Genomic DNA, 26,534 nt, shown 5'->3' with positions numbered 1-26,534 from the left:
TGCGGAAGTGGAAATAGTCTGTTGCGCGTCGTGATGACACTTCACGCTTCGATCAAATCATCGCCATGCCGCCGTTGACGTGCAGCGTCTGGCCGGTGACGTAGGCCGCTTCATCCGACGACAGGTAGACGGCGGCCGAGGCGATTTCATCGCCGGCACCCAGACGTCCGGCTGGAATCTTCGACAGGATGGCCTCGCGCTGCTGGTCGTTCAGCACGTCGGTCATCGGCGAGGCGATGAAGCCCGGTGCGATGCAGTTGACCGTGATCCCGCGCGAACCGACTTCCTGCGCCAGCGACTTGGAGAAGCCGATCATCCCGGCCTTCGAGGCGGAATAGTTGGTCTGGCCGGGGTTGCCCGTGACGCCGACCACCGAGGTGATGCCGATGATGCGGCCCGAACGGCGCTTCATCATCCCCTTCACCGCCGCGCGGGTCAGGCGGAAATAGCTTTCCAGGTTGATCTGGATGACGGACTGGAAGTCCTCGTCCTTCATCCGCATCAGCAGGCCGTCCTTGGTGATGCCCGCGTTGGCGACCAGAATATCCAGCGGCGCGCCTGCGGCTTCTTCAGCACGCGCGACCAGACCGTCGACCGATTCCGCGTCCGACAGGTTCGCGGCGGCGAAGAAGGCGCGCTCGCCCAGTTCCTTGGCCAGATCCGCCAGCACGGCCTCGCGCGTGCCGGACAGAACGACGGTCGCGCCTTGCGCGTGCAACGAACGCGCAATGGCCCCGCCGATGCCGCCGGTGGCGCCGGTCACAAGGGCGGTCTTTCCCGAAAGATTGAACATTGAAATCTCCGCTCATCCCCGCGGAGGCGGGGACCTAGGCTTTAGCTTCAAGCGCCGCATCTCGTTCCCAAAGAACTAGGTCCCCGCCTCCGCGGGGATGAGCGGCTTCAGAGGGTTTTCGCGAACGCTTCCAGCTCTTCAGCCGTATTCAGCGCCAGAGCCTCGGCGTCGAGGGCGATGCGCTTGGCCATGCCGGTCAGCACCTTGCCCGAGCCGACCTCGACGAAACGGGTCACGCCGCCTTCAGACGCCATCCACTCCATGCTCTCGCGCCAGCGCACGCGGCCCGTCACCTGCTCGACCAGCAGGCGACGGATGACCTCGGCGTCGGTTTCCGGCCGGGCGGTGACGTTGGCGACCACCGGCACGACGGGCGCGATGATCTTGGCGTCAGCCAGAGCGGCGGCCATTTCATCGGCAGCGGGCTGCATCAGCGGACAGTGGAACGGCGCCGAGACGTTCAGCGGAATGGCGCGCGCGCCCAGCTCCTTGGCCTTTTCAATGGCCAGGTCCACAGCCGCCTTGTCGCCCGAGATGACGACGTTGCCCTTGTTGTTGTCATTGGCGACGACGCAGACGCCCGCCGCCGAACCGGCCTTGGCGGCTTCCTCGGCCAGGGCCAGGTCGGTCTTGGGGCCGATCAGCGAGGCCATCGCGCCCTTGCCCACCGGCACGGCGCGCTGCATGGCCTGGCCGCGCAGCTTCAGCAGGCGAGCGGTGTCCGACAGGCTGATCGCGCCCGCCGCCGCCAGGGCCGAATATTCGCCCAGCGAGTGACCGGCGACGAAGGCCGCGCGCGTCACATCGACGCCGAACTCGACCTTCAGCACCCGCGCCGTGGCGACCGACACGGCCATCAGGGCGGGCTGAGCGTTCTCGGTCAGGGTCAGCTGATCTTCCGGCCCTTCGCGCATCAGCTCGAACAGCTTCTGGTTCAGGGCGTCGTCCACCTCGGCGAAGACGTCGCGCGCGCTGGCGAAGGCGTCAGACAGGGCGACGCCCATGCCGACCGACTGGCTGCCCTGACCGGGAAAGAGAAGCGCGAGGCTCATCCGGGATCGTCCGTCATCCGTTGAATCAAGCCGCGAGGGGTAGGCGAATCCCTCCCCTACGGCAAGAAGGACGCCGCCGTTTCACCCCTCCTCCGCTCATCCCCGCGGAAGCGGGGACCCAGTGAGAGCACCAGTCCAAAGCCCGTCCTGTCAGCCGCAGAGCTTTGAAGCCAGAGCACTGGATCCCGGCATCCGTCGGGATGAGCGGAATTTGATGGCTTTGCCCTCAGTCCTTGATTTCCGCCGTGCAGGGGCGGTCGTCCGGGCCCGCCGCGCCGTCGCAACGACGCAGGGCCAGCAGGGTGTCCTGCGCCTCGACCAGTCGCTTCGTCCCATCGGCCTGCCGCTCCAGCGTGAAGGCGTCATACAGCCCGCCCGTCGCCGTGAAGGCGCGGAACGACAGGCGATCCGCCTCGACGTCGATCAGCTGATAAAGCTCAGTGTTCTCGGCCGCGCGCACCGGCTGCGTGTCCGCCCGGTCGTTCAGCCCGTACATCTTCGACCCCGTGACCGAGACAACATAGACCGGTCCCTGCGGACGGCCCGCCGCGCTGTCAGCGCGCGAGGCCTCGGCCCCGGCGGGATTGGAGACGCGGCCGTAGCAATGGTCATGCCCCTGCAGCACCAGATCGATGTTGCGGGCGTCGAAGATCGGCTTCCAGGCGGCCTTCAGCTCCTCGGTGTCTTCAGGCCGGGCGCAGGTGTAGATCGGCTGGTGGAACAGGGCGACGTTCCAGCGCGCCGGGCTTTCGGCCAGCACCTTGTCCAGCCAGCGCGTCTGGCTCTCCCCGGCCCCCAGGTCGATGGCCGCCGTGCCGTCCAGAACGATGAAACGCACGCCCTGATAGTCCACGTAATAGCTGGTCGCCTCGGCCCCCTCGGCGCCGTTGTCAGGCAGGGCGAACTGCAGCGGCCAGTGCGGGCCGAGAACCCGCGATTCCACGCCGTTCGGCAGCACGTGGTCGACGTATTCATGGTTGCCGCTGGCGGGCAGTTGCGGCGTCATGGCGAAGGCGCGGCCGCCGGCCTCGGTCCATTCGCCCCATTCGTCGTCGTGAACCTTAACCTCGCGCTGGGCCACCAGATCGCCCGCATGGACGACCAGGGCCGCCGGTCCCGCCTCCTTGAAGGCCGAGCGGATCACGCGCGACGCGACCTCGAGAATGTCGTTCTGGGTGTCCCCCAGATAGATGAAGCGGAACGGCGCGAACTCCGCCTTGGCCGTGCGGAACGGCAGCCACTCGCTCCAGCCGTCGGCGGCGCGTACGCGATAGACATAGCGCGTGTCCGGCTTCAGCCCGTCGAAGCGCGCCTGATGATAGAGGGCGCGGCCGTTCTCGTTCTCGATCGGCGCCGTGGTCCCGGCCACGGTCCGGGCGGCGAAGCCCAGCAGGGGGCCGTCGATCTCCTCGGCGATCTGGGCCTCGGCGGCGGTCTGGCGCGTGTCGGTGCGCCAGGCCACGGCGGCGCCGCGCGCAGCGTCGGCGGCCGGGCTCAACACGATGCGGTCGGCCCAGCCCTTGGCGGCCCAGCGGCCGTTGGGCGCGTGCAGCGGTGGCGGCAGCGGATCGGGGTCCGGCGGCGCGACGACCTGGGCCATGGAGGGCGCGGCGGCCAGCAGGACGGATGCGGCCAGACAAGCGACGGACAGCTTCATGACGATGTTTCCCCGAACCGATATGGTCGAGGGCGAGGCCTAACGGCCCAATGCGACGGTTCGCCGGGGCTTTTGTGAAACTCCTGCGAGGAATAGGCCGCCTACGACGGGATCAGGCCCAGCAGCTCCTTGCCCGCCAGCACGGCGAACAGCAGGGCCGCCGCCCCCAGCATCAGGTTGGAAACCCAGCCGCTGCGCCATTTCTGCGGCGTCCGGGCGCTGTTCAGAAGCCACAGAAGCGTCCCCGCCAGGAAGGGCATGAACAGGCTGCCCAACACCCCATATGCGACAATCAGCCCGAACGGCCGATCCATGAACAGCAGCAGCATCGGCGGGAAGGTCAGCCACAGGGCGTAGGCGCGGAACGCCCGGCTCTTGTCGCCGCGCGCCTTCGGATCGTCGGAGCGCCCGCGCACATGGGCGGTGAAGTCGGCGAACATCAGGCTGACGCCCTGCCACACGCCCAGCAGGCTTGAGAAGCTGGTGGCCCAGAAGCCGACCAGGAACAGGATGGAGATCGGCCGCCCGAACCGCTCGCGCAGCACCTGGTCCAGATCCAGCAGCCCGCGATCCCCGCCCTGCAGGGCGATGCCCGCACTATACAGCAGTTCGGCCCCGACGATCAGCATAGCGACGACGAAGACCCCGGTGACGATATAGGCGACTCGATTGTCCAGCCGCATCACCGCCATCCAGCCCGGCCCCTTCCAGCCCTTGGCGTTCAGCCAGTAGCCATAGGCCGCCATGGTGATGGTGCCTCCCACCCCGCCGATCAGGCCCAGGGTGTAGAAGGCCGCACCCTCCGGCAGGCTCGGCCACAGGCCGGTCAGCAACTCCGGCAGGTTCGGGGTGACGATCACGGCCAGGCCGACGACGGTGACGAACATCACCCCGACGCAGGCCGTCATCACCTTCTCGAACAGGCCGTAACCGCCGAACCAGACGAAGATCAGCCCGGCGACGCCGCTCAGCATTCCCCAGGCCTTCAGGTCCAGCACGGGGAACAGCGCCGCCAGCGGCAGGGCCGTCGAGGTCATGGCCGCCGCGCCATAGACGAAGCCCCAGACCACCACATAGACGCCGAAATAGAGCCCGGCCCAGTTCAGCCGACCGTCCAGCCAGCCGCCGCCCAGACTGGACCAGCCCTCGAACATCGTCCGCTCGCTGGACAGGGTCCACCGCCCCACGGCCTCGGCCAGGGCGATCTTCAGCACCGTCCCGATCACGGCGGCCCACAGCAGGGCGTAGCCGAAGCGCGATCCGGCGATCAGAGTGGCGACCAGATCCCCGGCGCCCACGCCGGTCGCGGCCACCACGATGCCCGGTCCGATCAGCGACCAGCGGTTCCTCGGCGTCGGCGTTTGCGTCATCCTGAGCGCTCCGGTTGCTTGATGCGCACCGTGCCGCGCTTCGCCGCCCCTGCCAATCGCGGGCGCAAAGACCGCCGCGCCTTGCCCTGCCGGGGTTTTTCCCGTATAGGCGCGCCCTTTCCAGGGCTTCGGTCCTGCTGCGGAACGTCAAAGGGCCGGGAAACTCCCGTCCGCCGCGTCAGGAGCCATCGTGGACGAACTACCCGGTTCGCCCGCGCCGATGTCCGCCAAGGGAGAATGCCGCATGGCTCTTTACGAGCACACGGTCATGACGCGCCAGGATATCTCGGCGCAACAGGCCGAAGCGCTGAACGACACCATCAAGGCTCTGATCGAAGAAAACGGCGGCTCCGTCGCCAAGATCGAGTACTGGGGTCTGCGCAACCTGACCTACCGGGTCAAGAAGAACCGCAAGGCTCACTATTCGCTGATGGCCGTTGATTGCCCGCCGGCCGCCATGGCCGAAGTCGAGCGTCAGCTGTCGATCAACGAAGACGTGCTGCGCTGGCTGACCATCCGCGTCGAGGAACTCGACCTGGAGCTGTCGCCCCTGCTGGCCCGCCGCGAACGCGAGCGTGACCGCAGCGGCCCGCGCGGCGACGACGCCGCGGCTTCGGAATAAGGAACCGGATCATGACCGATACGACTGCCCCCATCCCGGGCGCTCCGGCCGGCTCCGGCCCGGCTCGTCGCCCCTTCTATCGTCGCCGCAAGGTGTGCCCGTTCTCGGGCGCCAACGCGCCGAAGATCGACTACAAGGACGTGAAGCTGCTGCAGCGTTACGTCTCCGAACGCGGCAAGATCGTGCCTTCGCGCATCACCGCCGTTTCCGCCAAGAAGCAGCGCGAACTGGCCAAGGCCATCAAGCGCGCCCGCTACCTGGCCCTCCTGCCGTACGTGGTGAAGTAAGATGAAGGTCGTTCTGCTGGAACGCGTCGAGAACCTCGGCGCCATCGGCGACGTCGTCACCGTCAAGGACGGCTTCGCCCGTAACTTCCTCCTGCCGCGCGACAAGGCGCGTCGGGCCACGGAAGCCAACCTGAAGGCCTTCGAAATCGAGCGCGCCGCCATCGAGGCCCGCAACGAGAAGAACAAGGCCGAGTCGCAGAAGATCGCCGACAAGATCGACGGTCAGAGCTACGTCATGATCCGTCAGGCCGGCGAAACCGGCCAGCTGTACGGTTCGGTCGCCGGTCGCGACGTCGCTGAGGCCGTCCGCGCCGAAGGCGGCAAGGTCGAGCGTTCGCAGGTCGTCCTGAACACGGCGATCAAGACGCTGGGCGTCCACGAGGTGCTGGTCCGCCTGCACCCCGAGGTCTCGGCCACGGTCAAGATCAACATCGCCCGTTCGGCCGACGAAGCCGAGCGTCAGGCCAAGGGCGAGGACGTGATCCGCAGCCAGTTCGACGACGAGCGTCAAGCTGCTGATCAGGCCGCTCAGGAGCTGCTGGAAGGCGGCGCCGGCCAACAGGAAGGCTTCGGCGACGAAGCCTGATCCTGTCGCTTCGGCGAGATGATCGAGGGGCGCTTCCGCAAGGAAGCGCCCCTTTTTTCTTGGCTGAATTCATATTGAGTGTCAGCGATTTCCCTCCCCGCAGAGGCGGGGGAAATCGCACCAGCCCCCAATGTGAGTAAAGCCTTTGTCTTGCGCCCAAACGCTCGCCTCCAACAGGACGGAAGCGTTGCCGACCCTTAGCTTTTCTAAGCAACCAGCGAAGTAATCTCGATACCCGACGCCGTCTTCGCGCCGCAGTATCGCCGCGTCTCGTCACAATCGACGCGCCGGAGTCGCCATGCCTTTAGTCCAGCCCAGCCCGACCGGGGAGCCGCATTCGTCGGCCGCTCCCCGTCGCCAATGTGACTGATTTCGGCCCTTCGGAAACTTCTCGTTAGCCTTACCGACGCAGGCTTGAACCGTCGCGCTTTCAGTATGCGGCGCATTCCCCGCGTCCAACCAGAAAAGCTGATCTCTCTCATGCCCATCGTTTCGTTACGTCGCCCTGCCCTTCTTGCTGCTGCGTCCGGCGCCGCCCTTCTGATCGCCGGCGCCGCCCAGGCCCAGAGCGCGCCCGACAGCGCCACCTCGGTGGAAGACATCGTCGTCACCGGCACCCGCGTCGCCAACCGCACCCGCCTCGACACGGTCGCGCCTGTCGATGTCGTCACTGCCGAAGCGCTGGAACAGCGCGGCACGACCGAACTGGCGGCTCAGCTGGCGGCGACGGTTCCGGCCCTGAACTTCCCCCGCCCGTCGGCGACCGACGGCACGGACTCCATCCGCCCGGCCACCCTGCGCGGTCAGGGGCCGGACCAGACCCTGGTCCTGGTCAACGGCCTGCGCCGTCACCAGACCGCCCTGGTCAACCTGAACGGTTCGGTCGGTCGCGGCTCGTCGGCGGTCGACCTCAACGCCATCCCCTCCTCCGCCGTCGAGCGGATCGAGGTGCTGCGCGACGGCGCCGCGGCCCAATACGGGTCTGACGCCATCGCCGGGGTCATCAACCTGCGCCTGCGCGAAGCCCGCGAAGGCGGCGGCGCCAGCGTGACTTACGGCTCCTATGTCACCGACTTCAACGGCTTCTATGGCCGCGAGGGCGACATCCGCGACGGCGACACCGTCACTGTCTCTGCCTGGCAGGGCTTCGGCCTAGGCCAGGACGGCTTCCTGACCGCCTCGGTGGAATACCGCGACCGCGACAGCACGAACCGCTCCGACATCAATCCGACGTTGGGGCGGATCACCGGCGGACAGGGCGACGCCGAGGTGGAGGATATCTCAGCCTATCTGAACGCGGGTCTGCCGCTGGGCAATGGCTGGGAGGCCTATGGTTGGGCCGGTTATCAGCAGCGTGACGCCTCGGCGGCCGCCTTCTATCGCACCCCGACGGACAACGCCCAGAACCCGGACTACGGCTCAGGGCGCAAATACCCGAACGGCTATCTGCCCTACATCCTGACCGACACCACCGACTGGACCGCCGCAGGCGGGCTCCGTGGGCAGGCGGGCGGCTGGGATATCGACGTCAATCTGGGATACGGCTCGAACAAGATCGACTTCGGCGCCGAAAATACGATGAACCCAACCTATGGGATCGACGGCCAGACGTCGTTCGACGCCGGTTCGCTGGAATACAGCCAGCTGGTATTCGGCGCCGACGCTTCGCGCCAGTTCGATCTTGGCTGGGCCGGCCCGCTGAACGTCGCCTTCGGTCTGGAAGCGCGTCGCGAAACCTACAAGATCGGCGCGGGCGAAGAAGCCTCCTATGCCCGGGGCCCCATCCTGACGGCCGGCGGCACGACGCTGAACTGGGGCTCGCGCGGCTTCACCGGTTTCACGCCCAACAACGAAGTCGATGAAGATCGCAGCAACGTCGGCGTCTATCTGGATCTGGAAGGCGAGGTCATCGAGAACCTGACCCTGTCGGGCGCTCTGCGTTACGAAAACTATTCGGACTTCGGCGACAACGTCTCGGGCAAGATCGCGGGCCGCTACGACTTCAACCCGCACTTCGCCATCCGCGGCGCCGTCTCGACCGGCTTCCGCGCCCCCAGCCTGCAACAGCAGTATTATACCCAGACCGCCGTCCTCTACATCAACAACGTCCCTTATGAGACCGGCACCTATCCGTCGATCAGCGACGTGGGTCTGGCGCTGGGCGGCACGGCGCTCGAGGCCGAAACCTCGGTCAACTATTCGCTGGGCTTCGTCGTGCGCAATGGCCCGTTCGAGCTGACGGCCGACGCCTATCGCATCGACATCGACGACCGGATCATCCTGTCCGAGACCCTGACCGGCGACGCCAACGCCGCCGCAGGCAGCAACGCCAAGACTATCTTCGACCTGCTGACGCCCTATGGCGCCACGGCGGCGCGCTTCTTCATCAACGGGGTCGATACCGAGACGACCGGCCTGGACGTTGTGGCCCGTTACCGCGCCGAAACCGCAGTCGGTCACCGTCTGGACTTCACCCTCGCGGGCAACGTCAACGACTTCAAGGTGACCAAGACGCCGATGACGCAGACCGGCATCCTGCCGACGCCGACCTCCCTGTTCGGGCGTCAGGCGGTCACGCGCTTTGAAGAAGGCACGCCGCCATGGAAGGTCGTCTTCCAGACGGATTGGGAGGCTCAGCGTCTGGGCGGCACCTTCCGCCTGACCGGCTATGGCGACGTCCTGGCCGCCGGCGCGACCGAAGCGACAGACCTGCAACTGGGCGACGCCCTGGTGGCCGATGTCGAGGCGCGTTACCGCTTCAATGACCGGGTCACCGTCTCGATCGGCGCGGACAACATCCTGGACCAGTATCCGCGCCAGAGCCTCCGGGAGAACAACACGACCGGAGCCTTCCCCTTCTCCAACTTCTCGCCCTACGGTTTCAACGGCCGGTTCGTTTATGGGCGACTGGCGGTGAAGTGGTGATAGGTCCGCTGCGCGCTTGAGGGCTTCCTCCCAGCCATTAAGCGCGTCCCTGTCGTCGGGCGCGGCGCGCGTCGCCGCCGCCGCGCCCGACGAACACTCAATACGGGACGGCGTTCATCGGTCATAATTCGATCGCCATCCGCAAGCTAGGCTTCGGCGTCAGACGAGAGGGAAGCCATGAAAGCCGCTACGTTCGCCGTCGTCCTGGCGTTGTCAGCCCTGCCCAGCGCAGCGGCGGCCATGACGGTTCAGGAGTTCCTGACCACGGCCGACGGCATACCTCGCAATCCGACCGCCCTTCTGCGCTCGGACACGCGCCGGCTGATGAACGAGATGAAGGCGGCGTTCAAGACAATCCGTGACGAGCAGGCGGCTGTTCGCGCCGCCGGTCGTCGCCCGGCCACCTGCGTGCCGGACAAGGTCAGCGTGAACACCGGCGAGATTCTGGGCCGCTTCAGCAGCATCCCGCCCCAGCGGCGCGGCATCTCCGTGACCCAGGCGGTGCGCGAATGGATGGCCGAGGCGCATCCGTGTCCCGCATGATCCTGAACCGCCAGACCTTGCGAAGCCGGCTTCACGAGAGCATCTAGTCCCCCATGTCGCGTTCCGTTCATGCTCTTTTCGCCGCGCCGCTGGGCGCCCTGACGCTGCTCGCCTCGGGGCCGCTGGCCCAGGCCCAGTCGGCCGAGATGACCGTCCAGCAGTTCCTGACGATCGGCCAGAACATCCCGCGCAACCGCGCCGTGGCCATGATGCGCCCTGACACGCGCCGTCTGATCCGCGAAGTCACGGGCGCCGTCAGCACGGTCAAGGCCGAGCAGGCCTCGGCCGTCTCCGCCGGCCGCACCCCGGCGCACTGCATTCCCGCCTCCGGCACCGGCATCACGCCCGAGACCCTGGTGGCGCGCTTCGAGACCATGCCCGAGGCGCGACGCCGCATCACCGTGACCCAGGCCGTGCGCGACTGGATGGTCGAGCGCTATCCCTGCCGCGGCTGAGGCGGGCCTCCCCAGAGCATCCACAGGCCCAACGGCCACTTGTCCACCCCTATGAGCGTCCGCCCCTGACGCAGCGCGCGCGGATGTTTCACCATGGCAACGATGAACGCCGCCTTCGCTCCGATGCCCTTTGACGCCAACGACGCCGTGCAGGTGTCGTCCATGCCCCACAATCTGGAGGCGGAGCAGGCCCTTCTGGGCTCGCTGATGTTCGACAACGCCGTGTTCGAGCGCCTGTCGGACCGACTGCGCGGCAGCCATTTCTACGAACCCTTCCACCAGCGCCTGTTCGATGCGGTCGAGGACCACATCCGCCAGGGCCTGCTGGCCGAGCCGACCATTCTGATGGAGCGATTCAAGCAGGATCCGGCGTTTCAGGAGTTCGGCGGCCTGCGTTACCTCGCCGATCTGGTGGACCGGGCGCCGCCCGCCGCCAACGCCCCCGACTACGCCCGCGTCGTCTATGACCTGGCCCTGCGCCGCGACCTGATCCGCATCGGCGGCGAGATCATCAAGGAAGCGCCCAACCCCGAGACGCCCGCCGACGAACAGATCGAACAGGCCGAGCAGACGCTCTATTCCCTGGCCGAGACGGGCAAGCCGTCGTCGGGCTTCGTCAGCTTCTCCCACGCCCTGTCCGGCGCGGTCGAGATGGCGGGCGAGGCCTATCAGCGCGAGGGCAAGCTGGCCGGTCTGGCCACCCGTCTGGACGACCTGGACCAGAAGCTGGGCGGCCTGCACCCCTCCGACCTTCTGATCCTCGCGGGCCGTCCGTCGATGGGTAAGACGGCGCTGGCGACCAACATCGCCTTCAACGTCGCGCGCAACTACCGCTGGGAGCCGACGCCGGACGGCGGGCGCAAGACCGTCGACGGCGGCGTCGTCGCCTTCTATTCGCTGGAAATGAGCGCCGAACAGCTGGCCATGCGTATCCTGGCCGATGCGTCGGGCGTGTCCTCGGACAAGCTGCGCAAGGGCGAAATCGACGCCTCGGACTTCGGCAAGATCCGCGACGCCGCTATCGAGATCGGCGAAAGCCCCCTCTACATCGACGCCACCGGCGGCCTGTCCATCTCCAAGCTGGCGGCGCGCGCACGAAGGCTGAAGCGGATGGAACACGGCCTCGACCTGATCGTGGTCGACTACCTGCAGCTCGTGACGACCGGTGAAAACAGCCAGAAGAACCGGGTGCAGGAGGTCTCCGAGATCACCGGCGGCCTGAAGGCCCTGGCCAAGGAACTGAACGTCCCCATCATCGCCCTGTCGCAGCTGTCGCGTCAGGTCGAGCAGCGCGACGACAAGCGGCCGCAACTGTCCGACCTGCGGGAATCCGGCTCGATCGAGCAGGACGCCGACTGCGTCATGTTCGTCTATCGCGAGAGCTACTACCTCGGCCGCGCCGAGCCGCGCGAAGGCACCGAAGAACACCTGAAGTGGCAGGAAGACATGGACCGCCTGCAGCACCAGGCCGAAGTGGTCATCGGCAAGCAGCGTCACGGCCCCATCGGCATCGTCAAGCTGGCGTTCGATTCCAACACCACCCGCTTCGGCAACCTGGCCCACGACGGCCGCTACGGCGGCGCCTATGCGGATATTCCTGAGTAGGCCGTCAAAGCGGTGGCGCCGCCTGAGCTGCGGATTATAACCGACGCCATGACCTCCCCCGTCCTCGCTCCCGCCGTCCTTAACGTCGATCTGGACGCGCTCGCCCGCAACTATCGCACCCTGGGCGCCGTCAGCGGCGCGCCGGTCAATCCGGTCGTGAAGGCCGACGGCTACGGCCTCGGCGCCGCCGCCGTGACCAAGCGTCTGATGGCCGAAGGCGCGCGCACCTTCTTCGTCGCTCGCGCGGCCGAGGGCGTGCGTCTGCGCGAGGCGATCGGGTCCGAGCCGGTCATCTATATTCTGGACGGTTGCCACGGCGACGGGGCCGCCTTGCTCAAGGCCTCGAACCTGCGGCCCGTCATCAACCACCCGACCCAGCTTCAGACCTGGCAGGCGGCGGGCGGCGGCGCCTGCGCACTGCAGATCGATACCGGCATGAACCGGCTGGGCTTCCGCGTCGAGGACGCGCCCGAACCGTTCGAGGGCCTCGAACTGGTGATGACCCACCTGGCCTGCGCCGACGAACCGTCCAACCCGCTGAACCGCGCTCAGCGCGACGCCTATGCGGCGGCGGTCCAACGCTATCCGGGCGTGACGCGCTCCTTCGCCAACTCGGGCGGCTGCTTCCTGGGGCCGGACTTCGCCTTCGACGTGGTGCGGCCGGGCATCTGCCTGTACGGCGGCGGGCCGGAAGGCCGTCCGCACGAGAAGATCGCGCCTGTCGCCAGTCTGATCGCCCAGGCGGTGCAGGTGCGCGACGTGCCCGCAGGCGAAACCGTCGGCTATTCGCAAGGCTACAGGGCGGAGCGGCCGATGCGCGTGGCGACCGTCGGCGCCGGCTACGCCGACGGCGTGCTGCGCTCCTACAGCCCCAAGGGACAGGTCTTCATCGCAGGCGAGATGCGGCCGATCATCGGCCGGGTGTCGATGGACGTGCTGGCGGTCGATGTGACCGGCCTGGACGTCAAGGCGGGCGATCCGGTGGAGATCTTCGGCGCCAACCGCCTGATCGACGACGCGGCGGCGGCGGCGGGCACCATCAGCTATGAGTTGCTGACCTCGATCACGCCGCGCGTGCCGCGCGTCTACAAGGGCTGAAAGACAAAGGGCTGAGGCGCTCGGCCTCAGCCCTTCTCTTTGAGGCTTAGCTCAGGGCGAACGCCGCCGCGCCTGCGCCGACGATAACGAAGCTGGCGATCACCGCGCCGACGATGGCGAAGACGATGGCGTTCAGGATGATGGCCGCGACCACCACGACGATGGTGTAGCCCAGCGCCTTGTCGGCGGCGGTCTTCATCAGCGTCGGCAGGCCCAGATACATCAGATAGAAGCCATAGAGGCCGATCAGCCCGGCCAGCCAACCCAGCGTCGGAATAATGTTCAGCACGCCCGCGACCCACATCGGGGTCATGGAATAGACGGCGACCTGCATCGCCTTCACCGGGTTCTTGGTCCCACCGAAGGTCGGCGCCAGTGCGTCGATGATCAGGCCCAGCACATAGACGCTGACCAGGCTCAGCACATAGCTGAGCGCCCCGCCCAGCAGCGGCCCGACCAGGCCGCGATGACCGAAGGCGATCTGGCCCACAATGGTCGCCACCGCCGGAATGGCGGCCAGAATGACGGCGTAGCTGGTGAACAGCCCCTTGATGCTGGCGCTTTCGGCGTCGATCACCGGCCATTCGAACTTCGGCCGGGTCAGGATGTATTTGACCCGCGAGACGAGCGAGGGGTCGACGGCGGGAGGATTTTCCAGGGTCATTCGTTAGCCTTCTGGGCGATTGAGTCGGATCACGGCCTTATCATGTCAGAATGACGGCTGTGTGGATGCTGACGCAACCCCGCAGCCTCACTATGACAATTTCGGACGCACCTTGTTTCGTCCCGCCTGCTCTCGCCTGTCTGATCTGCTAGGTCTGAGCCATGGCGCGCGACTCTCTTCTCTTCGTCTGCAAATCCTGCGGAGCGGTTCATTCCAAATGGGCCGGGCAGTGCTCGGCCTGCGGCGAGTGGAACGCCCTGGTCGAGGAATCCAAGGCCGCCCCGCCGGGCGCCATGAAGCCCGCCTCGACCGCGCGCGGACGCGGGGTGCAGTTCGAGACGCTTCAGTCAGACACGCCTGAACCCCCGCGCATCGTCACCGGCGTGACCGAGTTCGACCGCGTCTGCGGCGGCGGCGTGGTGCCCGGCTCGGCCATCCTGCTGGGCGGCGACCCCGGCGTCGGCAAGTCGACCCTGCTGCTGGAGGTCACGGCCAAGGCGGCGCGCAACGGCGCCAAGGTCGCCTATATCTCGGGCGAAGAGGCGATCGAGCAGATCCGCGCCCGCGCCAAACGCATGGGCGTGGCCGACGCGGACGTGGCGCTGGCCTCCGCCACCGCCCTGCGCGACATCCTGACGACGCTGAAGCGCGATCCGTTCGACATCGTCATCATCGACTCCATCCAGACGCTGTGGAGCGACGCGCACGAGGCCGGGCCGGGCTCCATCACCCAGGTGCGCGCCTGCGCCGCCGAACTGGTGCGGCTGGCCAAGAACGGCGGTCCGGCCATCGTCCTGGTCGGCCACGTCACCAAGGACGGCCAGATCGCCGGGCCGCGCGTGGTCGAACACATGGTCGACGCCGTCCTCAGCTTCGAGGGCGAGCGCGGCTATCCCTTCCGCATCCTGCGCGCGGGCAAGAACCGTTTCGGCGCCACTGACGAGATCGGCGTGTTCGAGATGGGCGACGCCGGCCTGCGTGAAGTGCCCAACCCCTCCGCCCTGTTCCTGGGCGAAGGCAAGGACCGGGCGCCGGGCGCCGCCGTCTTCGCCGGGATCGAGGGGTCGCGTCCTGTTCTGGTGGAAATTCAGGCTCTTGTCGCGCCCTCTGCATACGGCACGCCAAGACGCGCCGTCGTCGGCTGGGACTCGGGTCGTCTCGCCATGCTGCTGGCGGTGCTGGAGGCGCGCTGCGGTCTGGGGTTCGGCGACAAGGACGTCTATCTGAACGTCGCGGGCGGGATGCGGATCAACGAGCCCGCCGCCGATCTGGCCGCCGCCGCCGCCCTGATCTCCTCGGCGCTCGACATGCCCCTGCCGCAGGGCTGCGTCGTCTTCGGCGAGATCGGCCTGTCGGGCGAGGTCCGCGCCGTCGGCCGCGCCGAGGCCCGTCTGCGCGAGGCCAAGAAGCTGGGCTTCGAGCGCGCCCTCGCGCCGCCACAAGCCAATGGCAAGGTGAAGAAGGGCGATGTCGCCCTGACCGTCGTCACCCGCCTGACCGACGCGGTCGAGCGAATCTCCCAGAACCGCTACTAAGGCGCGTTCCCCAACGCATTGAGGCCGCAGCGCGCGTGACCGGCTACGACGTCTTCGTGATCCTGGCCCTGCTGGCCTCGGGCGCCGCCGGATGGTTCCGGGGCGGCATGCGCGAGATCACGGCCCTGTTCAGCTTCCTGCTGGCGGCGCTGCTGGCGCTGATCACCCTGCCGTGGACGGCGCCGATCGGGCGCGATCTGGTCGATCCGGACTGGGCCGGTTCGGTGCTGGCCGTGGGGCTGGTCTTCGTCATCCTCTACTTCGGCCTGCGTTTCCTCGGCTCGGCCATTTCGCAGGGCGCGCGCGGCCATGCGCTGGGCGTGCTGGACCAAACGCTGGGCCTGGCGGTCGGCCTGATCCGCGCCCTGGCCCTGATCGGGGCGGTGCATTTGGTCATCATGGGCGCCATGCAGGACAACCCGCCGCGCTGGCTGTCCGAAGCCGCCACCGCACCGGTCAGCGAAGGCGCCGCTCGGGCCATCCAGATCGTACTGCCGACCCTTGGGAAGGGCGCCGACGCCCTGACTCCCGTGGTCGGTTCTTCCGTCCGCGAAGGGTTTTCCGACCAATGAGCCTTGCCCCCGACGCATTCGCGGACTACGTGCGCGGCGCCGTCCTTTGAGTTATCCTTTCCCGGTCATCGGAGCCTGACGATGCGCCACCATATCGCCGAACCCGTCGTTCACCGTGAGCACTGGCGTGAGCCGGAGGACGATCAACTGCGCCTGGAGTGCGGCGTCTGCGGCGTCTGGGGCGCGCCCGAGAACGAAGCCTCCTCCATCGTCGCACTTGGCCTGCACGCCCTGCAGCATCGCGGCCAGGAAGCCTGCGGCATCGCCAGCGTCCACGACGAGCGCTTCTACACGGAACGGCACCAGGGCCTGGTCGGCGAGGCCTTCGGCAACGCGGCGCTGAACGAGCGGCTGCCGGGCCGGGCCGCCATCGGCCACACCCGCTACTCCACCGCCGGCGGCAGCTTCCTGCGCAACATCCAGCCGATGTTCGCCGATCTGGACCAGGGCGGCATCGCCATCGCCCACAACGGCAACCTGACCAATTTCAAATACCTGCACGCGCAACTTGTGCAGGAAGGCGCGATCTTCCAATCGACCTCGGACTCCGAGGCCATCCTCCACCTGATCGCCCGCAGCCGTAAGGCCAAGATCGTCGACCGCTTCATCGACGCCCTGAGCCGCATCGAGGGCGGCTACGCCCTGGTGGCCCAGACCCGTTTCAAGATGATCGGCGCGCGCGATCCGCTGGGCATCCGCCCCCTGGTGCTGGGCAAGGTCGGCGAGGCCTGGGTGCTGGCGTCCGAGACCTGCGCGCTTGACCTGATCGGCGCCACCTTCGTGCGCGACGTCGAGCACGGCGAGGTCGTGGTCATCGACGACGAAGGCCTGACCTCGATCAAGCCCTTCGCCGCGCGGGCCGCCCGCCCCTGCCTGTTCGAATACGTCTACTTCGCCCGCCCCGACTCGGTCGTGAACGGCCTGTCCGTCTACGACGTCCGCAAGGAGATGGGCCGCCGCCTGGCGCGCGAGCACGTGGTCGAGGCCGACGTCGTGGTGCCTGTGCCCGACTCGGGCGTTCCCGCCGCCCTCGGCTACGCCCAGGAAAGCGGCCTGCCCTATGAAATGGGCATCATCCGCAGCCACTATCTGGGCCGCACCTTCATCCAGCCCAGCCAGGGCGCCCGTCAGAAGGGCGTGCGGATGAAGCACAGCCCCAATCGCGCCGCCCTGGAAGGCAAGCGCGTCGTGCTGATCGACGATTCCATCGTGCGCGGCACCACCTCGCTGAAGCTGGTCCGCGCTGTGCGCGCGGCGGGCGCCAAGGAGGTTCACCTGCGCTCGGCCAGCCCGCAGATTCTCTATCCCGACTTCTACGGCATCGACATGCCCGAACGGTCGCAGCTGATGGCCGCCACCCACAGCATGGAAGAGATGCGCGCCGTGCTGGAGGTCGATTCCCTCGGCTTCCTGTCCATCGACGGCCTGTACGACGCCCTGGGCGCTGGACCGCGCAACGCCGCCAATCCGCAGTACACCGACCACTACTTCACCGGCGACTATCCGACCCGCCTGCTGGACCGTGAGATCGAGGAAGGCGGCCGCGATCCGCGCGGGAAGCAACTTTCTCTGCTGGTGACCGCTTAAGGCTGGATGATCCAGCTCGGCTACTTCACGCTCGACACCCCTGACGTCGACAAGGCCCGCGCCTTCTACGCGGGCCTGTTCGGCTGGCGCTTCGACGATGCCTCGTCCAGCCCGACCTACGCCCATGTGGTCGACTCCGATCCCGCCTTCGGCATCACCAAGGGCGAGCAAAAGGCTTTTCCCAACCTCTACTTCCGCGTGGACGACATCCACGCCGCCTGCGCCCGTGTGAATGAACTCGGCGGTCGCTGCGCCGTCCCGGCGGAAAGCCCGTCGGGCCTGTCCGCCGTCGTCAGCGACGATCAGGGCGTCAGCTTCAGCCTGTGGCAGCCCGCGCCGGGCTACTGAGCCTTTCGCCGAACGCCCGGCCGCGCTATCAGCGGGCCATGTCCGAACACGCTTCCCTCCCCCTCGCCAACCGCGTCGCCCTGGTCGTCGGCGCCTCGCGCGGCATCGGCCGCGAGGCCGCCCTGGCCCTGGCAAAGGCCGGCGCCCACGTCATCGCCGCCGCGCGCACCCAAGGCGCCCTGGAAGAGTTGGACGACGAAATCTTCGCCGCCACGGGCCAGCACGCCAGCCTGGTCCCGTTCGATCTGGTGGACGGCGGCGCCATCGACCGCCTCGGCGGCGCCCTGTTCCAGCGCTACGGCAAGCTGGACATCTGGGTTCAAGCGGCCGCCACCATGGGCCCGTCGGGCCTGACCCCGGTCGCCCACGCCGAGCCGCGCGAGTTCGCCAAGGTCGAGAAGATCAACTTCACCGGCGTCTACCGCCTGATCCGCTCGCTGGAGCCGCTGCTGCGCGCCTCTGACGCCGGTCGCGCCATCCACCTGACCACCAGCGTGGCCAGCCAGCCGCGCGCCTTCTGGGGCATGTACGCCGCGACCAAGGCCGGCGCCGAGGCCCTGGTCAAATGCTGGGCCGATGAGATCGAGAGCACGCCGGTGCGCGTCTCCATCGTCGATCCCGGCCGAATGCGGACGCAGTTGCGCGCCCAGGCCTTTCCGGGTGAAGATCCCGGCGTTCTGCCACATCCTTCCGAGATCGGTCCCCTGATCGTCGAACTGGCCCGCCCTGATTTCACACCGCCTCTGACGGTCAGCTTCAAGGAATGGAAGCACGGCCTGTCGGCGGACGCCCTCGTCTAACCCGCCATGCAGGGGGGGGATCAGGCGTCAGCGATGCGGAGCCGGGCGCCCCTGCCCGTTTCTCCGGCCGCCTCTCGGGCCGCCCCCCTGATCCGCGCGGCGCCGCTGGCCGACATCGTGGCGTTCGCGACCTCGGTCGGCCTGATCCTGACCTATGTCAGTTTCTGGGGCGCCCCGCTGACCAACTACGGCGCGCGGTCGGCCGACTTCCTCAGGAACTTCTACTACCCCGCCTATCTGATGGCCCTCGTGCTGGTCTGCATGAGGCCCGACCGCGCGGTCCGGGGCATGGCGCGCTCTCCCCTGCTGATCGCCCTTCTGCTGCTGACGGCGGCGACCTATTTCTGGTCGATCATGCCGGATCTGACGGCGCGGCGGATTCCAGCCCTGCTGTTCACCACCCTGGGCGGCGTCGCCCTGGCTTCCCGGTGGAGTTGGCGGACCTTGACGGAAATCGTGGCCGGAACGCTCGGCGCCCTGGCCGTCATTTCCTTCCTGCTCGGCGCGCTGCTGCCCGACTTCGGCCGGATGCAGGAGATTTTCCCCGGCGCCTGGCGCGGTCTCTGGCTCGAGAAGAACGGCCTCGGCCATGTCATGGTCCAGACCACCATCTTCCTGCTGGCCGCCGGAATCATGGTTCCCGAACGGCGCAAGCTCTGGTTCGGCCTGGCGGTCGTATCGATGGCCCTGGTCATTCTGTCGACCTCGAAGACCGCCTTGCTGGTGCTGCTGCTGTCGCTCAGCGCCATGGGCTTCGTGGCCGTGGTGAAGTCCGGCCCGTTACGCGCCATCATCGCCACCTGGCTGGCGGTCGTGGTCGTCATCGGCGCAGGCCTGCTGATCGCGACCGAGACGGACGTGGTGCTGGAGCTTCTGGGCAAGGACGCCACCCTGACCGGGCGCACCGAGATCTGGTCCGGCATCATGGAGCAGATGTCCGACCACCCCTGGCGCGGCTTCGGCTACGGCGCCGTATGGGACGACCCCAGCTTCACCGGCCCCAAGGCCTGGATCGGGCATCAGGCCCACTTCCTGCCGGCCAACGCCCACAGCGGCTGGCTCGAGATCTACATCGCCCTGGGCCTGGGCGGCGTGATCCTGTTCGCCCTGTGGCTGGTGCAGATCTGGGCGCAGTCCCTGTGGGCCGCCTACGCCAGTCCCGGCGGCTGGCTGGCCCTGCCGATGATGGTGTCCTTCACCTTCACCATGCTCAGCGAAAGCATCGCCATGAACTGGCACGAACTGCGCTGGGTCATCGTGGTCGCCCTGGCGCTGAAACTCGTGCTGGGCGACGAGCCGGAACAGGCTAGACCCCCACGCTGATCTCGCCGCGCATCGCCGGGTGATAGCGGCAGTAGTAGGGAACGGCGCCGGCCCGGCTCATCACCGCCGACGCCGAAGCCCCCGGCGGAAGATCCAGGTTGAAAGCCCCGTTCCGCGCCGTCGCCGTATGTCGAACGATGTCCCGGTTGGTCCAGGTGATCGTATCGCCGACCTTCACGCCCGACGGCGGCGCTCCGAAGGCCATCTTGTCGATCACGACGACATGTCGCCGCCCGGCGGCGCGAGCCGGCCAGGCTACGGCGAGGGTCAGGATTGCGGCCGACGCCAGAACCTCGCGCCGAGAGCGCTCGCCCTTCCCCTGATCAACGGACATGACGGGCCAACTGCTCGGCGTGGGCCTGATGCTCCTGGAACAGCGCCAGACCGCGTTCCAGCAAGGCCTTCAGTTCAGCGTTGCGCGCGCCGGGGATCAGTGTCCCGCGCAGGGCTTCATTGACCGTGCGGTGAAAAGCGACCTCATTGTCGATATAGGCCTTGTCGAAGGCCATGCCCGACAGCCCCGCCAGCCTCTCCCGCTCGCGCGCCGCCGCCTCGGTCAGGGCGGTCGAGGTCGCATTGGCCTCGGGCGTCACGTTCAGCTTCTTCACCAGGGCCATGGCCTGCTCGTTCACCGCCGCGTGGTCGCGCTTCATGGTCTCTGCGAAGGCGCGGACCTCGGCATTGGTCGATTTGGCCAGCGCCTGATCCGCCGCCTCTATGTCCAACTGCCCCGCCGTATAGGCGATGTGCGCGATCTGGGGATCGCTGGGCTGGGCGGCGGGCGCCGACGCCTGCGGATGGCTTTGGGCCTGAGCCGCCGATAACGGCGCCAACGCCAGGGCTCCAACCACGAAAAGACTCTTGAACATGGCTCGGTCTCCTCTGTCGCGGCGGCCATGCGCCGCCGTCGGGACATTGGAGCATCAGCCCCCGGATAAAGTTCCCGTTTCCGGTTTCGCCGGCTGCACGTGCGCCAGCCGGGCCAGCACTCGATCCGACATTCGGCGGCAACGGGCGCCCAGAAACGGGAAGGCGCCGATCAAACAGGCCGACACCCGCTCATCCAGCGCCTGACGCAACAGGCGACGCGCGCGATGCAGTCGGGTCTTCACCGTCTCGGGCTTGAGTCCCAGGCCCGCCGCCGTCTCCTCGATCGAGCACCCCTCGATGTCGCGCATGATGAAGACGGCGCGAAAGGCGGGCGGCAGGTCGTCCACCGCCTGTTCGATCAGGCTGCGGATCTGGCTTCGGGCCGCATCGCTCTCCGGCCCAGCGTCGAACGCCGCGCCGGGAAACAGGATGATCTCGCCCGTCGTCGTCTGCGCCGTCTCCACCGCCTCCAGCGCCGCGAAGGGGCGGCGTCGGCGCAGGCGGCCGCGCGCCTCGTTCAGCACGATCCGGGTCAGCCAGGTGACGATGTCCGCTTCGCCGCGAAATCGGCCGATGCCCAGGAAGGCGCGCACATAGGCGTCCTGCAGCGCGTCCTCGGCCTCGCTCTCATCGTGCAGGACCGCCCGGGCGACGCGGAACAGCCGCTGGTTGGCCCGCTGCATGATGGCGCGGAAGGCCTCAGGGTCGCCGCCCTGCGCCCGTCCGACCAGGTCGGGCGTCGTCAGGGCGACATAGTCGATACGCGCGTGCTTCATGACCCTTCATCCGCCTCCTGCGCCTCAACTGACGCCAAAAGCCGGGCAAAGGTTCCCGTCAGGGAATCAGCGCTTGGCGCCGCCCTTCTGTCCCGTGCGGACGCGGCCCGAGCGCGACACCTGGCGGGCGCCGCCGCGCGCGCCCTTGCCGACGAAGGCGTTGGTCCCCGACTTCTTGGACGCGCTGGCCTTCAGCCCGCCCAGAGGCTTCACCTTGGGCTTGATGCTGGCCTTGGCCTTCTGCTCCAGCGCCTTGCCGGGCAGGTTGGACAGCTTCTCTTCCTTCTCGGCCTTCAGCACGCGGCGCGGCGCGGTCTTGGCGTCGCCCTTGAAGCGCTCCGGCCCCGACTTGGCCCCGCCGTCGGCATAGGGGTTGGCCGAGCCCGACTTGACCGTCAGGCGGATCGGCGTGCCCGGCAAGTCGAAGCTCTCGCGGATCGAGTTGATCAGATAGCGCTTGTAGTGGTCCGGCATGGCCGAGGCGCGGCTGGCGAACAGCACGAACGTCGGAGGACGCGCCTTGGTCTGCGCCACATACTTCGGCTTGATGCGCTTGCCGTCCACGGCGGGCGGCGGGTGCCTCTGGGTCGCCAGCGACAGCCAGTCGTTCAGGTCGCGGGTCTTCACCTTCACCGACCAGGTGTCATAGGCCTGAAGCACGGCGGGCATCAGACGCTCGACGCCCCGTCCGTTGAACGAGGACAGGGCCACGAAGGGCGAACCGCGCAGCTGCGGCAGCTTGTCGTCAGCCAGGCGCTTCAGCTCGGCCAGACGGGACTGAGGCTCTTCCTCCAGGTCCCATTTGGCGGCGACATAGACCAGCGCCCGCCCTTCCCGCTCGACCAGATCGGCCAGTTGCAGGTCCTGGGTGTCGAAGGCGTCGTCCTTGTCCATCACCATGATCACCACCTCGGCGAAGGTGATGGCGCGGATGGTGTCGGCGACCGACAGCTTCTCCAGCTTCTCCTGGACGCGAGCCTTGCGGCGCATCCCGGCGGTGTCGATCAGGCGGATGTTGCGGCCTTCCCAGACCCAGTCCACCGAGATGGAGTCGCGCGTGATCCCGGCTTCGGGTCCGGTCAGAAGGCGATCATCGCCGATCAGGCGGTTGATCAGGGTCGACTTTCCGGCGTTCGGGCGGCCGATGACCGCAATGCGGATCGGTTTTTCCGGCTCGTCGACTTCCTCGACGAAGATGTCTTCCGAGGCGGCCAGGATCGCCTGATACAGGTCGGCCATGCCCTCGCCGTGCTCGGCCGAGATCGGCACCGGTTCGCCGAAGCCCAGGCCGTGCGCCTCGCCCACGCCGCCGCCGCTCTCGCGGCTTTCAGACTTGTTGGCCAGCAGGACGACGGGCTTGTGCACCTTGCGCAGACGATCGGCGAAGATGCGGTCCAGCGAGGTCACGCCTTCGCGCGCGTCCATCATGAACAGGATCAGGTCCGCGTCCTCGATCGCCGCCTCGGTCTGCTCGCGCATCCGGGCTTCCAGGCTTTCGTCGGTGACGTCCTCATACCCCGCGGTGTCGATCAGGGTCAGATCCATGTCGCCGATCACGCCGTCGGCGTAGCGGCGGTCGCGGGTCACGCCGGGGCGATCATCGACCAGCGCAAGGCGCTTGCCGACGAGACGATTGAACAGTGTCGACTTGCCCACGTTGGGGCGGCCGACGATGGCGACCTTCAGAGCCATGTCGGCCTTCTAGCTTAAATCGGTGAAAAGGTCAGCGGATGCTGACCAGCTGGCCCTTGTCGGTCAGGACATAGAGGGCGCCGTTGTAGGCGGCCGGGGCGATATAGGCGGCCGAACCCAGCTTCAGACTGCCGGTCTGCGCGCCCGTCTTCGGATCGAAGGCCACGGCCTCGCCGTCCGAGTTGACCAGCACCAGGCGGTTCGACGCCAGGATCGGGCCGGACCAGACCGGACGCACGGTGCGCTTGCCGAAGCCCAGGAAGCCGCCTTCCTTGCGGACACGGCCCTCGTTCAGGTCGCGGGTCCAGTAGACCTGGCCCGTCTCGCGGTTGACCACGGTCAGCTCGCCTGCCTGGGACACGACATAGACGACGTCGCCGACCGGCAGGGGCTGGTTCACCCCGACGATGGGCAGGGACCACTTCGGCTGGCCGCTGCGCAGGTCCATGACCTGCAGCACGCCCGACTGGCTGATGGCGTAGACTTGGCCGCGGCTGACGACCGGACGACCGGCGATGTCGCGCAGTTCCGACAGGGCGCTGGTGCGGCTGGTGCGCGACAGCACCTGCTCCCACACCGGCTGGCCGTTGGTCGCCTGCAGGGCCACGATCTGACCCGAGGAGAAGGGCGCCACCACCGTGCCGCCGCTGACCGCCGGGCTGGAGGCGCGCATGATGCGGGCCGGCTCGGTGATGCCGCGATAGGACCAGTCCTGCTGGCCGTTGGCCACGTTGAAGGCCATCAACTGGTTGTCGACGTCGACGACATAGACCCGCTGGCCCGACACCGTCGGCGCGCCGTGAATCGGCAGATCGACCGGCGTGCGCCACAGCTCGGCGCCCGTATTGGCGTCGAACGCCGTCATGACGCGATAGCCGGACGAGACGAAGACCTTGCCGCCGCTGACGGCGATGCCGCCGCCGAAGCCGCCGCCGCCCGAACCGCCGCCCAGGCCGATGCCCAGGAAGCGGCGGCCGCGATCGGCCTCGTCGACCTTGACGCTGGCCTTCCACAGCACGGCGCCCGTGCCGGCGTCCACGGCGGTCACGCCCGCCTCGCCGTCCATGACGAAGATCTTGCCGTCCTCGGCCACCACCGGGGCCATGACCTGACGGTCCTTCGCCGATCCGGCGCCGATATCGCGACGCCAGGCGACGGCGAAGTCCGGCGCGGCGATGACGTGCTCGACGGCGTTCTCGGCGTTGCCGCCGGGCTGGCTCCAGGCCGTCGCCGCCTGCGGACCCGGCAGGAAGAAGTCACGGCCGGACAGGGCCGCCGACGGCGCCAGCTGCTGCTCGAACTCCAGAATGGAGATGCGCTGCCCTTCGGTCGCCGTCGCAACCGGCTCCTTACTTCCGCCCCAGCCGAACGGCAGGGCGTTGCGCACCGTCCCGCACGAGGCGACGGTCAGGGCCAGACCGCTCAACAGGGCGACTTTAAGGGTTTTGGTCATGGTTGGCGTCCCGAGGGAGTCAAATCAGGGAGCAGGCGTCGCGGCCGGCGCTTGAGCCGGGGCCGCAGCCTCGGCCGGAGCAGCGGCGGCGGCCTGGCCGGGCGTCGGCGTCGGCAGGGCCGCAGCGGCCTTGACGATGGCGGCCAGGTTGGCGGCCGTGCCCGTGTCGACGGCCTGAACGGCGGCCTGGGCGCGCTGGCGAACCGGGTCCGGCACGTCCTGGCCGAGTTGCAGCTGCACGAACGTCTGGCGCGCCTCGGCGGTCTTGCCGTGCTGCAGCTGGGCCATGGCGAGAGCCTCCTGGGCGAAGGCCGACATCGGGCGTTTCTCGCCGGTCAGCGGCTCCAGGCGCTTCTGGACGTCCTCCAGCGAGGCCGTGTCCATCACCAGGAAGACCGCCTTCAGCGCCGCGATGTCCGACAGGATGGGGTCCCGCGTCGCCTTGGCCGCTTCATCCAGCAGGGCGACGGCGTCGGCCGTCTTGTTCTCGGCCTGGGCCAGACCGGCTTCCTGCATCAGGGCCAGGGCCTTGTAGCCGCCGCCGGCCTTGGCCGACTCGGCGAAGGCGGTCCGGGCTTCGGCGGTCTTGCCTTCCTGCAGGGCGTCGATGCCCTGCTGATAGGCGGCCGAGGCCTTGTCGGCCTGCGAACTCACATAGGACTGCCAGCCCCACCAGGCGAGGGCGGCGACCAGAGCCACGGCCAGCAGGCCGCCCAGAACCGGCAGCCAGGTGCGAGCCAGACGCTTATAGCGTTCGGAGCGAAGCTCCTCCTCGACCTGTTCGAAGACATCAACCACGAAACGTCGCCCCAAAAATGCAGCCAAGGCCGATCATAAAAACGCCGCGACCCTAGAGGTTCGGCGTCACGCCCGCAACGCAGGCGTTGGGCGCGAAACGGCTTTTTCCAGCCCTAAGCCGCGACTGGGGCGGGAAAACGGCGCTCAGATCTGTTGCGACAGCTTCACCACGCCCGCCGCCAGCAGGGCCACCAGCACCCCGGCCGTGGCCCAGAACATCTGCATCCCGCCCATGGAGCCCATGGCGCTGAGGGCCGCATCGCCCAATCCGGACCGCTCCAGCAGGGACTGAACCGCCAGCCCGCCCTGGATCCCGGCCTGGGCTCCGGCCGAATCGACGCCGCCCCCCGCGTGGGCCGTGAAGCCGTCCGGCCCCAGCTGGAAGTTGACGCCCAGCAGTTCGCGCACGGCGATCAGCCCCCCGGCCAGCCCCGCCGCCGACAGGGCGATGGACCGCACGCGCGAGGCCTTGTTCAGACGCGCGGCCACGTCCGCTTCAAAGAAGGCCGAATCAGCGAAGTGCGGCGTCTGGGCGAACAGGCGCTCGATCGCCGGATCGAATTCGTCAGCCGACATGGGATGCGCTCCCGATTGCAACCGGCCCCGGCTGGAGCCGGGCCCGAAGTTTATCCAGACCACGCTTGACATGAGATTTCACCGTTCCAAGCGGCAAATTCATGGCCGCGGCGATTTCCGGGTGCGACAGCCCCGCGCCATGACACAGGGAGACGCACAGGCGTTCGGCCTCGCTGAGGCCCCGCAGGGCTTCGTCCAGATCGACGCGGCCGATGCTGTCGACGGCGGGCGCGGCGTCTTCCGTTTCGGTTTCCGCCACATAGCGCGCCTCCTTGGAGATGCGCTTCAGATAAAGACGCGCGGCGATGCGCTTGATCCAGGCGGCGAAGGTGCCCTCGCCCCGGAACTCGGCGCACTTCTCGAACGCCAGAAGAAAGGCGTCCTGGGCCACGTCGTCGGCCAAGGCGGGCTGGGCGCCCATGCGGCGCAACAGGCCTCGCACCGCCGAGCCGTGCCGACGGACCAGCTCGCCGAACTCCCGGCGGCCGCCGCCGGCCGCAAGCCCGGCCAGTTCGACGTCGTGCATGTCGCGTAAGGGTTGGGCCAT

27 protein-coding genes are annotated in these 26,534 nt (G+C 68.0%); 14 read left to right on the top strand and 13 right to left on the bottom strand.

Translation table 11 applies throughout. The features are described from left to right. Positions 1-52: 52 nt before the first annotated feature. From fabG to ACWGL1_RS08025, 4 genes are all read right to left on the bottom strand, one after another. Positions 53-793 (bottom strand): 3-oxoacyl-[acyl-carrier-protein] reductase, encoded by a 741-nt coding sequence (fabG, locus tag ACWGL1_RS08040; protein ID WP_313575024.1) that lies wholly within the window; start codon positions 791-793, stop codon positions 53-55. A 107-nt stretch (positions 794-900) separates the two neighbouring features. Continuing rightward, complete coding sequence (gene fabD / locus ACWGL1_RS08035) at positions 901-1,845, bottom strand: ACP S-malonyltransferase (RefSeq protein WP_452111705.1); 945 nt, start codon at positions 1,843-1,845, stop codon at positions 901-903. A gap of 226 nt (positions 1,846-2,071) precedes the next feature. Continuing rightward, positions 2,072-3,502 carry a fibronectin type III domain-containing protein gene (locus ACWGL1_RS08030; protein WP_452111704.1) on the bottom strand — a complete coding sequence of 477 codons (1,431 nt, stop codon included), beginning with the start codon at positions 3,500-3,502 and terminating at the stop codon, positions 2,072-2,074. 101 nt (positions 3,503-3,603) lie between these two features. Then, a complete protein-coding gene (locus ACWGL1_RS08025; RefSeq protein ID WP_346521792.1) occupies positions 3,604-4,872 on the bottom strand; it encodes an Nramp family divalent metal transporter in 1,269 nt (422 codons plus the stop codon). A gap of 244 nt (positions 4,873-5,116) precedes the next feature. On the opposite strand from ACWGL1_RS08025, the gene rpsF reads away from it, so the two are divergent. From rpsF to alr, 8 genes are all read left to right on the top strand, one after another. Further along, on the top strand, positions 5,117-5,494 hold the full coding sequence (gene rpsF, locus ACWGL1_RS08020; protein ID WP_291776060.1) for a 30S ribosomal protein S6: 378 nt from the start codon (positions 5,117-5,119) through the stop codon (positions 5,492-5,494). 11 nt (positions 5,495-5,505) lie between these two features. Next, positions 5,506-5,781, top strand: a complete 276-nt coding sequence (rpsR, locus tag ACWGL1_RS08015) for a 30S ribosomal protein S18 (protein WP_003167100.1) — start codon at positions 5,506-5,508, stop codon at positions 5,779-5,781. A gap of 1 nt (position 5,782) precedes the next feature. Next, positions 5,783-6,367: a 50S ribosomal protein L9 gene (gene rplI / locus ACWGL1_RS08010; protein WP_291774221.1), complete on the top strand. Its 585-nt coding sequence runs from the start codon at positions 5,783-5,785 to the stop codon at positions 6,365-6,367. A gap of 480 nt (positions 6,368-6,847) precedes the next feature. Further along, positions 6,848-9,292, top strand: a complete 2,445-nt coding sequence (locus ACWGL1_RS08005) for a TonB-dependent receptor plug domain-containing protein (RefSeq protein WP_452111703.1) — start codon at positions 6,848-6,850, stop codon at positions 9,290-9,292. A 177-nt stretch (positions 9,293-9,469) separates the two neighbouring features. Beyond that, a complete protein-coding gene (locus tag ACWGL1_RS08000; RefSeq protein WP_452111702.1) occupies positions 9,470-9,835 on the top strand; it encodes a hypothetical protein in 366 nt (121 codons plus the stop codon). A gap of 53 nt (positions 9,836-9,888) precedes the next feature. Then, positions 9,889-10,290, top strand: a complete 402-nt coding sequence (locus tag ACWGL1_RS07995; protein WP_452111701.1) for a hypothetical protein — start codon at positions 9,889-9,891, stop codon at positions 10,288-10,290. A 93-nt stretch (positions 10,291-10,383) separates the two neighbouring features. After that, positions 10,384-11,895, top strand: coding sequence for a replicative DNA helicase (locus tag ACWGL1_RS07990; protein ID WP_422388325.1), 1,512 nt, complete (start codon positions 10,384-10,386; stop codon positions 11,893-11,895). Between the two features lie 36 nt (positions 11,896-11,931). Then, the gene (gene alr, locus ACWGL1_RS07985; protein ID WP_452111848.1) at positions 11,932-12,993 is read left to right on the top strand and encodes an alanine racemase; all 1,062 of its coding nucleotides are present in this window, start codon (positions 11,932-11,934) and stop codon (positions 12,991-12,993) included. A 46-nt stretch (positions 12,994-13,039) separates the two neighbouring features. Here the strand turns inward: alr and ACWGL1_RS07980 are convergent, their stop codons facing one another. After that, complete coding sequence (locus tag ACWGL1_RS07980) at positions 13,040-13,657, bottom strand: Yip1 family protein (protein WP_338578445.1); 618 nt, start codon at positions 13,655-13,657, stop codon at positions 13,040-13,042. 161 nt (positions 13,658-13,818) lie between these two features. Between ACWGL1_RS07980 and radA the strand changes: the two genes are divergently transcribed. The 6 genes from radA (at position 13,819) to ACWGL1_RS07950 (ending at position 19,822) form a co-directional block, all read left to right on the top strand. Beyond that, positions 13,819-15,192 (top strand): DNA repair protein RadA, encoded by a 1,374-nt coding sequence (radA, locus tag ACWGL1_RS07975; RefSeq protein ID WP_452111700.1) that lies wholly within the window; start codon positions 13,819-13,821, stop codon positions 15,190-15,192. A 35-nt stretch (positions 15,193-15,227) separates the two neighbouring features. Next, the gene (locus ACWGL1_RS07970; protein WP_291774202.1) at positions 15,228-15,764 is read left to right on the top strand and encodes a CvpA family protein; all 537 of its coding nucleotides are present in this window, start codon (positions 15,228-15,230) and stop codon (positions 15,762-15,764) included. 81 nt (positions 15,765-15,845) lie between these two features. Next, complete coding sequence (gene purF, locus ACWGL1_RS07965) at positions 15,846-17,351, top strand: amidophosphoribosyltransferase (protein ID WP_291774200.1); 1,506 nt, start codon at positions 15,846-15,848, stop codon at positions 17,349-17,351. A 6-nt stretch (positions 17,352-17,357) separates the two neighbouring features. Further along, a complete protein-coding gene (locus tag ACWGL1_RS07960; RefSeq protein WP_312219648.1) occupies positions 17,358-17,699 on the top strand; it encodes a VOC family protein in 342 nt (113 codons plus the stop codon). A 38-nt stretch (positions 17,700-17,737) separates the two neighbouring features. Next, on the top strand, positions 17,738-18,499 hold the full coding sequence (locus ACWGL1_RS07955) for an SDR family NAD(P)-dependent oxidoreductase (RefSeq protein ID WP_291774195.1): 762 nt from the start codon (positions 17,738-17,740) through the stop codon (positions 18,497-18,499). 33 nt (positions 18,500-18,532) lie between these two features. Next, positions 18,533-19,822, top strand: a complete 1,290-nt coding sequence (locus ACWGL1_RS07950) for an O-antigen ligase family protein (protein ID WP_291774193.1) — start codon at positions 18,533-18,535, stop codon at positions 19,820-19,822. Here the strand turns inward: ACWGL1_RS07950 and ACWGL1_RS07945 are convergent. From ACWGL1_RS07945 to ACWGL1_RS07910, 8 genes are all read right to left on the bottom strand, one after another. Then, positions 19,806-20,156, bottom strand: a complete 351-nt coding sequence (locus tag ACWGL1_RS07945; protein ID WP_338578442.1) for a cupredoxin domain-containing protein — start codon at positions 20,154-20,156, stop codon at positions 19,806-19,808. The genes ACWGL1_RS07950 and ACWGL1_RS07945 overlap by 17 nt on opposite strands. Beyond that, positions 20,146-20,691: a DUF4142 domain-containing protein gene (locus ACWGL1_RS07940; protein ID WP_452111699.1), complete on the bottom strand. Its 546-nt coding sequence runs from the start codon at positions 20,689-20,691 to the stop codon at positions 20,146-20,148. The genes ACWGL1_RS07945 and ACWGL1_RS07940 overlap by 11 nt, the downstream gene beginning before the upstream one ends. 54 nt (positions 20,692-20,745) lie before the next feature. Continuing rightward, complete coding sequence (locus tag ACWGL1_RS07935) at positions 20,746-21,468, bottom strand: RNA polymerase sigma factor (protein ID WP_452111698.1); 723 nt, start codon at positions 21,466-21,468, stop codon at positions 20,746-20,748. A 66-nt stretch (positions 21,469-21,534) separates the two neighbouring features. Further along, positions 21,535-23,160, bottom strand: a complete 1,626-nt coding sequence (gene der, locus ACWGL1_RS07930) for a ribosome biogenesis GTPase Der (protein WP_452111697.1) — start codon at positions 23,158-23,160, stop codon at positions 21,535-21,537. Between the two features lie 31 nt (positions 23,161-23,191). Further along, positions 23,192-24,613 (bottom strand): PQQ-like beta-propeller repeat protein, encoded by a 1,422-nt coding sequence (locus tag ACWGL1_RS07925; RefSeq protein WP_291774186.1) that lies wholly within the window; start codon positions 24,611-24,613, stop codon positions 23,192-23,194. A 24-nt stretch (positions 24,614-24,637) separates the two neighbouring features. Further along, on the bottom strand, positions 24,638-25,411 hold the full coding sequence (locus ACWGL1_RS07920) for a tetratricopeptide repeat protein (protein WP_291774183.1): 774 nt from the start codon (positions 25,409-25,411) through the stop codon (positions 24,638-24,640). Between the two features lie 144 nt (positions 25,412-25,555). Then, complete coding sequence (locus ACWGL1_RS07915) at positions 25,556-25,987, bottom strand: hypothetical protein (RefSeq protein ID WP_291774181.1); 432 nt, start codon at positions 25,985-25,987, stop codon at positions 25,556-25,558. Further along, entirely contained in the window at positions 25,977-26,534 is a 558-nt protein-coding gene (locus ACWGL1_RS07910; RefSeq protein ID WP_291774179.1) for an RNA polymerase sigma factor, read from the bottom strand. Before ACWGL1_RS07910 ends, ACWGL1_RS07915 begins: the two co-directional genes overlap by 11 nt.

The organism is Brevundimonas sp. NPDC055812 (genome assembly GCF_053616535.1).
The sequence above is the reverse complement of the archived record's forward strand: the minus strand, read 5'-3'. Positions and strand labels throughout refer to the sequence as shown.